At 32.5% G+C, this 2,699-nt stretch carries 1 protein-coding gene; it reads right to left on the bottom strand.

Annotated elements, in window-relative coordinates:
- Positions 1 to 39 precede the first annotated feature (39 nt).
- The gene (locus COZ07_RS09330; protein WP_406608293.1) at positions 40 to 2,562 is read right to left on the bottom strand and encodes a DEAD/DEAH box helicase family protein; all 2,523 of its coding nucleotides are present in this window, start codon (positions 2,560 to 2,562) and stop codon (positions 40 to 42) included.
- Between the last annotated feature and the right edge of the window lie 137 nt (positions 2,563 to 2,699).

The raw sequence follows: 2,699 nt of genomic DNA, 5'->3' as shown, positions 1-2,699 counted from the left end.
CTTCTTTTAGTAAGAGTATCCAACATATTTTAATCTCCTTTAGGCGGCAAAAGTATTTAGAGGAACATAATCTCTGACATATTCAACAACCGGGTCTTTCCAGCCATCTAATTCTTTTAAATCTTTTATATTGAATCTTGGGTTAGTAGCAAGACTTGCAAATTCTTTAGAATCAATAATTTTTCTTAATTCTGTATCTAAAATATAGGCTTTTATAAATTCCCTTATAATATAGATGAATTTATTTTCTGGATGGTAAATAGAAATAAATTTATTTACTTCTTCTTCCAGAAGTTCATCTTTGGTTTTAAATTTCTTTATTTTCCCAAATATTTTCTCTAATATTTCCCGCAAACTCAATCGACGATCAAGTTTTAAAGATTTTCTTAATTTATCAAGATCGAAGTAATCTTCCGGTTTGTTAAAAATTGCTTGCTTTATATGCTCCTCAACTTCATTAAATCTACCCTCATCTATCTTTTGTTTTATATAATCATCAGCTTTGACTGTTTCCTCAAATCTCTCAAAAAGCTTACGATCGATTTTCATTCCTTCAAAGCCGATTGCAGTTTCTGCAATACCCTTGAGAGGATCAGGAATTATACTCTCATAATCTTTTAGGACGGTGGGTGGAGTGTCCCCTCCTCCATCTTTACCGGTTCCCGGTGGTAATGGGATTACTTCATCATAATTAAATTTTTCTTCAAAATATTCGCAGACAGCAAAAAAATCAAAAAGCTTGAAATTTTTCTTCTGAGCAGTAGTTTTTTCTATACCGCTTAATTCATTTTTTTCTTTATACACAAACTCATAATTACGCGTCCCTCTACCTTTCATTTGAACAAAGTAGGATGGTGAAAATATAGGTCTCATCAAGCATAAATTTAAAATATCCTCACAATCATATCCGGTGGTCATCATTCCTACAGTAACACATACTCTCGTTTTGCTGGATTTGTAACCTTCTTTAAAGGAGGTATGTCCGTTAAGATTATTATTTGCAAAATTAATGGTCATTTGCTGAGCATCAGAAACATTGGAAGTAATTTGGACCGCAAAATCGGAATTATATTTGCCGGGATAAAATCTATGAGCAAATTCATTTAAGATTTGTGCTACTTTAGAGGCATGTTTCTGACTAACACAAAAGACAATACTTTTTCCAATTTCCCCAGTAAGAGGATCTTTTAAGGCATTTTCAAAAAAAGTCTTACATAAGGTTATATTCGTTTTTTCTGAGTAAAATTTTCTTTCAAAATCCCTTTGAAAGTATGTCTTTTTTTCTTCTTCGCCTTCTTCATTCTCTATAATTACAGAATAGCCCATATCTGATAGAAGTTCTGTGGTGATCTCTGTTCTAGCATCTATCACAATGGGATTGACCAGAAAACCATCCCTTACCCCTTCTAAAAGGGTATATCGAAAGGTGGGATTACTCGATTCACAGCCAAAAGTAATATAGGTATCCAGTAATTGACGTCTTTCTAATTTACGTGGGTCTTTTTCTGCTAATTCTTTTTCATCAATTTTTTTCAAATAATCTTTTGGTGTTGCGGTGAGCCCCAATTTATAACCGGTAAAATATTCAAATACCGCACGACTGTTACCATTGATAGATCGGTGTGCCTCATCGGATATGACTAAATCAAAATCGGTAGGTGAAAATAAGTCTTTGTATTTATTATTAAAGAGGAGGGTTTGGACTGTTGAAACTACGATTTCTGCATGTTTCCAGTCATCCTTATTTTCTTTATAAATCACACACTTATAATCGTTCTTTAAATATATCACAAAATTTTTTTGTGCTTGATCTTCTAATTCTAATCTATCTACAAGAAAAAGAACTCTTTTGGCATTACCCGTTCTTATAAAAAGTTTAATGATTCCTGCTGCAACCAAGGTTTTTCCGGTACCGGTTGCCATTTCAAATAAAAATCTGCTTTTACCTTCTTTAACTGCATCTTGCAAAGACTGTATGGCTCTTATTTGGTAATCTCGCAAAAATTTTAGCTTATTTTCTTTGATAAATGAATTTCTTGTTTGTTCATAAATCCAACTGGGATCATTTTTATAATCAGGTTTTTGAGAAATAGCAATGTACCCTGATTCGATAGGTTCATTAATCAAACTATTTGGATTTGGTTTGAAAGATTTTTTGTACTTTATAGAACCACTTGTGGGGAATGTTATAATAAGGTTTGGATTACCAAATTCAATATCCCAAAAATAATGGAGATTGCCATTGGACAGAATTACAAATCGAACATTAAGGGCCCTGGCGTATTTACGAGCTTGCTCTTTTCCATCTAAAGGATTTCTACCTTCCTTCTTTGCTTCTAAAACAACCAGAGGGAATCCTTGTTCATCGAGCAGTAAAAAATCAACATAACCGTTTTTAGTCTTTTCAAAATCTTCTCCAAGATCATTTAATTTTTGTTCAGTAATTTTTAGGTTAGTTTCAAGGCATATATTTGCTCTTCCTTCAGCGGTATCGAAAAATCTCCATCCTGCTTCTTCAAGAAGTTTATTTATTCGTATACGCGCTTTGGCTTCTTTTGGCATATTAATTAATCCCTTTTAATCATTTTTAAAGTGGAAGATCTGGTTTATGCTATCCTTTTTATAATACAACAAAAGTCTTATGAAATCCTTCTTTTTAAAAAAACTTTAAACAGGGGTCGTAATTATCTAATAAGATG

The organism is Candidatus Infernicultor aquiphilus, assembly GCF_002784285.1.
In the GTDB taxonomy this organism is placed as follows: Bacteria; Atribacterota; Phoenicimicrobiia; order Phoenicimicrobiales; family Phoenicimicrobiaceae; genus Infernicultor; species Infernicultor aquiphilus.
The sequence above is the reverse complement of the archived record's forward strand: the minus strand, read 5'-3'. Positions and strand labels throughout refer to the sequence as shown.